We start from the raw sequence: 4,694 nt of genomic DNA, 5'->3' as shown, positions 1-4,694 counted from the left end.
TTGCAGTCCGGACTTCTATTTTTTTGCGTTCCGGACTTCCAGTTTCTTGCAATCCGGATTTCCAATTCCTTGCAGTCCGGATTTCCAGTTTCTGGCGTTCCAGAAGCAAAGTATCTTACGGGCTTTCCTCTAATCCGTTTCACAAAATTTTTCACGTATATGACAGAGGGACGATTATTCCCCTGCCGATACCGTTCAATCAATCCAATCCCATGCACACTGTCAAGCTCATAAAGAAGCTTTGTCACTGTCGTATGCGACATTCGCAATAGTTCCTGCAATTCTGCGATCGTGTAAATGATATAGACATAACCATCACTATCAATCCATCCATTTTTCTTGGATAGGCTGATTCGATCAAGCAGAATTCCGTAAAGGAGCTTTGCGTCTGTGGACAGGCTTGCAAACTCTTTTTCTGTGAACAGAGCTTTTGGTATCCGAAAAAAAGAAAACTGGTCAGATTCTTCTGCTCTGAAATATTCAAAATCTGCCATAATATTTTCCTACTCTTCTACATCGAAATCACAATTTGCCGCACTGCCTGTACCATGACACATCTCATTAAACACAAAGTTGAAACACATCATTAACTCACTCAGATAATAATTCCTTGCTTCTTTATTGCAGACATACATATCCTCGATATAAACCTCCTCGTTTCCATTCATTCGTGCGATTGTTTCCAGAACTTTCATAAACTTCTTATTAGAGCAGCACTCATACTGCTCATTTACATATTTCTGAATTTCCAGCACACGTTCAGGCTTTCCTTCATAAATAGATAACACGCCAAATGCCAGATCCATGCCAAACTCATAGCCATCGGCTTCTACGGCATCAATATCAAGATTGCCTTCTTCATCGTAATAGCCACGCTCTTCCATAGGAGTCAGTGGTGTCTCATATTCATTCAGATATCCCATATCTGCAATTGTTCCCAGAATATCTCTGGATGCTGCCACCATCTTGTCCATGATAATTTCTCTTTCTTCCATCTGCATATTTGCCATAATTCTGTCTAATGTCATCATTGATTCTTCCTCCATCTCATTTTCATAAATATCATTGATATAAAAGTGGTTCGCCTTTCCATCGTTTTGAACAATACGCACCAGCTTTCCAATCTTAACAAGTTCCTGTACTGCCTGATCTACGCCATATCGAGTCGTATTCAGATCTTTCTTCATTTCGCTTTTTGGATAGATAACAAACAGATCTCCATTATGATCTACCCAGCCATTCTGCACCGCAAATTTCAAACGATCCAGAAATAAGCTGTATAAAATTTTTGCTGTATTTGATAGATTTTTGAATTCTTCCACCTGGAACAGCATCTTTGGCACCTGCAAACAATCTACCGGCATATACTCCATCTTACTCATTGATTATTTCCTCCTTCTGTTTGTACAGCACTTCGGCTGAATTAATATTGATTTCCAGCATCCCTACAAATACCTGATAGTACAGCAGGCATATCTGTTCATCCTCTCTTGCCAAATACAGTCCTTCCAGTTCATTGGACGGATGTTTCATTCCATATAATGCCTGACAGATATCATGGATTTTCTCACATTCCACACTTCTCAGATGCATCTCCAAAGTGTGGTTAAATCTCTGCCAGTCCTCCAATTTCTGATTTACTGACATCATGCACTGGAACAGTTCCGCTGCTTCACATGCTGCTGACAGCACTACATTTTTGTTATTGATACTTCCATCGGCATTTTTCATATGCCCTACCATATACGCCTGATCTACTGAAACCATCTTTTATCCTCCTCTATCTAAACGGCATTTCCTCTTCCATGCCCTCCGGTATCTCTAAAAACCCTTCCGCATCTTCTGGAAATGGTGGTCTGTCAACCATTTTTGCACCTGCGAATTCAATCCGGTTTGCATACACTTCAGTGGTATAGATCTTTTTCCCGGTATCCTTATCTTCATAATTACCTGTGACAATCTCGCCTTCCACCATGACCTTCGTTCCCTGCATCAGATAATCTCTGGCAAATTCTGCTTTCTTTGCAAAAGCCTTTACCGGAATGAAACTGACTTCATCGGAATAATTCCTTCTAACTGCCAGAACAAACTTGGCAATCTTATGAAGTCCTTTTTCATTCTCCACTTCGTTGTATCCGGGATTTCTTACCAATCGCCCGGAAATAACTGTTGTATTCATTGGCTTAACCCTCCTATGCTTTCATTGATTTGTAACAGATACCGATACATGGTCCACATTTTCCATAGGCACATCCGTAACATTCATCTTTTTCCAACTCTACCTGCTTCATTTCATCGGCAAACATTCCTAACAGCGTTGTGTAAATCTTTTTCATTGCCAAGAACTTCACTTCTGCTTTTTCCATCTTCTCTTTGTAAAATGGAATTAGTCCACGAAGAACTGGATGGAAACGTTCATTTTCATCATCCCAGGCACAGGTTTTCATCATACAGCGTGGCTGTTTCTCATAATTTCCCAGATAATACGGGCAGAACGTACAGCCTCTTTCTTTAACAATTTCCACCGGAATCACTGGCACCTGACTTTTGATTTCTTTTGTTACATGCTTACTTTCAATTCGCTCTCTCATCTTAAAAATCCTCCGAGTATATATATTTGCAAAAGGGATTTCCCCTGAATTGCCTGATTTTTGGTACAAAAAAAGAGGCAAGCTTACGATTTTATTTTCGCAAACCTGCCTCTTATCAAATATTCAATTATTTTCCGATGATATATCGTAAGAAAACGTATACCGCACGGATTACATACACTGGAATCATGATACATCCAATCAAAGCTCCAATGATGACACTTAATGCAGCCATACCAAGCGTTGCTGTGGTATCCATTCCTCTAGGGATTAGAATCAGCCGCATTTTATGTATTCCAAATGGCAATCCGGCAATAAATATCCACCAGAACCAATCCGTCTGACCACTGACTTTCATAATTGTTTTTGTCATCCAAAACCAGAATACCATAAATGCCAGCGGCAGAATTGATTTTTTAATTACGTCTTCAATCGTCATCTTTTTTCTCCCTCTGTCTGATTCCTTCTGTCACCTCCCGATTAAGGTTTGCCAATATTTCTCTAACCACAGGAGAATCCAATCGAAAGGTTTCCAGATCTTTCTCCGTGAGCTCCCTTCCGTTCGCATCATATCTTCGTACAATTTTTAAAGCCATACTTTCACTTCCTTCCTGCTGATAATCCTAATGTTTTCAACAAATGTTTAAACTTCTCTCTTTTCATCCGTTTAACACGTATCTTTTCTATCTTTTTCAGATAGACTTGTATTCTACTTGCCATATCTTCATTGCTCATTCTTTACCCTCTCTTTCTGCCCACGATGCCAGAAGCATAAATATAATTTCTTCCATCTGAGTCTTTGTATATGTCTCTGGAAAATATTGTTTCAATTTCTTCGCCGGAATCTGCACCTGAACTTTTTCAGTACTTTCATTCATGCAAATCTGATCAATCTCTGAATACGTCAACATCCGCTCTTTTGAAATCTGTTTCAATTCCTTTGCCTGCTTCAAGGACGGTACCATATTGTGATTACTCATATACTGAAGCAATATCTGTTGTTCTTCACTTCTCAAATATGAAACTTCAACAGCTGTATTAAAGGGAAGCTTCTTCTCGTCTGCCAGTTCTAAAAGCTCTGTGATTAACTCTGTCAGATGAATATATCGAAGAATCTGTCTGGAACTATCTCCTGTATTCTGACTGACTTCTTCCGCCGCCAACTTCTTGCCAACTTGGCAAGAAGTTAAATCAGACCGTTTCCCCTGACGCTTTAACGCCTCATATTTCATTTTATAAGCAAATGCCTTTTCGCTGATCAGCAGCTCTTCTCGTTGAATGTTGGAATCTACCATGATCACCGTCGCTTCATCATCTGTAAGATCTTTGATGATAACAGGCATTTTCTCTAATCCCGCAAGTTCACATGCTCGTTTTCGCCTATGACCAGCTACCAGCTCATAACCACCAGACTCTCTCAACCGCACAATACCAGGAACCAACATGCCATATTGTGTAATGCTTTCTGATAATTCTTCCATTTTCTTATCATCTTTTACTTGAAACGGGTGATTTGGAAATGGATGAAGGCTTCCTATTTCTATCTCGCAAATTCCATTGTTTGTTTCTTCGTTTGTTCCAAACAACGCATCAAGTGGCTGTAAGGAAATGGGAGTTGCTCTTTTTTTAGATGGCATCTTTCAGCACCTCCTCCGTCACTCTCCGATAAGCTTCTGTAGCTTTGCCTTTCGGATCATAAGAGAAAATACTCTGTCCTTCTCTGACTGCTTCCTTCATTCTTACAGAAAATGGAATATAATTATCAAAGATATGAATTTGACTTCCATATACATTTCTGAGAAGTTCCATATTATTTCTGGCATCATTCGTATGAGCATCTACCATCGTGAACAGAATCCCACCGACTTGTAACTTCGGATTGATCTGCTTACGAACCTTACCGATCGTTTTTAACAACTGCTGCAATCCTTTGATTGGCAGGTAGGATGCTTCAACTGGAATGAGGACTTCATCTGATGCAGCCAGCGCATTGATCGTAATCATTCCCAATGATGGCATACAATCAATGATGACTGCATCATATTGATCCTTGATACCATATAAAATCTGTTTCAATACATATTCCCTGCTCATTGCATTTAC

Annotated in this window: 10 protein-coding genes; all 10 read right to left on the bottom strand. The window is 39.7% G+C overall.

Annotation, left to right across the window (positions count from 1 at the left end; genetic code table 11):
• Positions 1-494 (bottom strand): replication initiator protein A (locus LKD71_RS17670; protein ID WP_227616390.1); only part of this gene is annotated, 494 nt, incomplete at its 3' end.
• 9 nt (positions 495-503) lie between these two features.
• Positions 504-1,382 (bottom strand): replication initiator protein A, encoded by an 879-nt coding sequence (locus LKD71_RS17665; RefSeq protein WP_195659811.1) that lies wholly within the window; start codon positions 1,380-1,382, stop codon positions 504-506.
• Complete coding sequence (locus LKD71_RS17660) at positions 1,375-1,767, bottom strand: hypothetical protein (protein ID WP_227616389.1); 393 nt, start codon at positions 1,765-1,767, stop codon at positions 1,375-1,377. Before LKD71_RS17660 ends, LKD71_RS17665 begins: the two co-directional genes overlap by 8 nt.
• Before the next feature lie 13 nt (positions 1,768-1,780).
• The gene (locus LKD71_RS17655) at positions 1,781-2,179 is read right to left on the bottom strand and encodes a single-stranded DNA-binding protein (protein WP_005344165.1); all 399 of its coding nucleotides are present in this window, start codon (positions 2,177-2,179) and stop codon (positions 1,781-1,783) included.
• A 13-nt stretch (positions 2,180-2,192) separates the two neighbouring features.
• Complete coding sequence (locus LKD71_RS17650) at positions 2,193-2,591, bottom strand: hypothetical protein (protein WP_227616388.1); 399 nt, start codon at positions 2,589-2,591, stop codon at positions 2,193-2,195.
• Between the two features lie 127 nt (positions 2,592-2,718).
• Positions 2,719-3,030 carry a DUF6050 family protein gene (locus tag LKD71_RS17645; protein WP_096240028.1) on the bottom strand — a complete coding sequence of 104 codons (312 nt, stop codon included), beginning with the start codon at positions 3,028-3,030 and terminating at the stop codon, positions 2,719-2,721.
• Positions 3,020-3,187 carry a hypothetical protein gene (locus LKD71_RS17640; protein ID WP_181976775.1) on the bottom strand — a complete coding sequence of 56 codons (168 nt, stop codon included), beginning with the start codon at positions 3,185-3,187 and terminating at the stop codon, positions 3,020-3,022. Before LKD71_RS17640 ends, LKD71_RS17645 begins: the two co-directional genes overlap by 11 nt.
• 4 nt (positions 3,188-3,191) lie before the next feature.
• Entirely contained in the window at positions 3,192-3,326 is a 135-nt protein-coding gene (locus LKD71_RS18220) for a hypothetical protein (protein ID WP_008371487.1), read from the bottom strand.
• Complete coding sequence (locus tag LKD71_RS17635; RefSeq protein WP_227616387.1) at positions 3,323-4,228, bottom strand: ParB/RepB/Spo0J family partition protein; 906 nt, start codon at positions 4,226-4,228, stop codon at positions 3,323-3,325. Before LKD71_RS17635 ends, LKD71_RS18220 begins: the two co-directional genes overlap by 4 nt.
• Positions 4,218-4,694 (bottom strand): ParA family protein (locus LKD71_RS17630; protein ID WP_227616386.1); only part of this gene is annotated, 477 nt, incomplete at its 5' end. The genes LKD71_RS17635 and LKD71_RS17630, both read right to left, overlap by 11 nt.

Origin of the sequence: Fusicatenibacter faecihominis, assembly GCF_020686945.1 — a bacterium.
Taxonomy (GTDB): Bacteria; Bacillota; Clostridia; order Lachnospirales; family Lachnospiraceae; genus Limivivens; species Limivivens faecihominis.
This window is presented reverse-complemented; position numbering and strand designations above follow the sequence as displayed.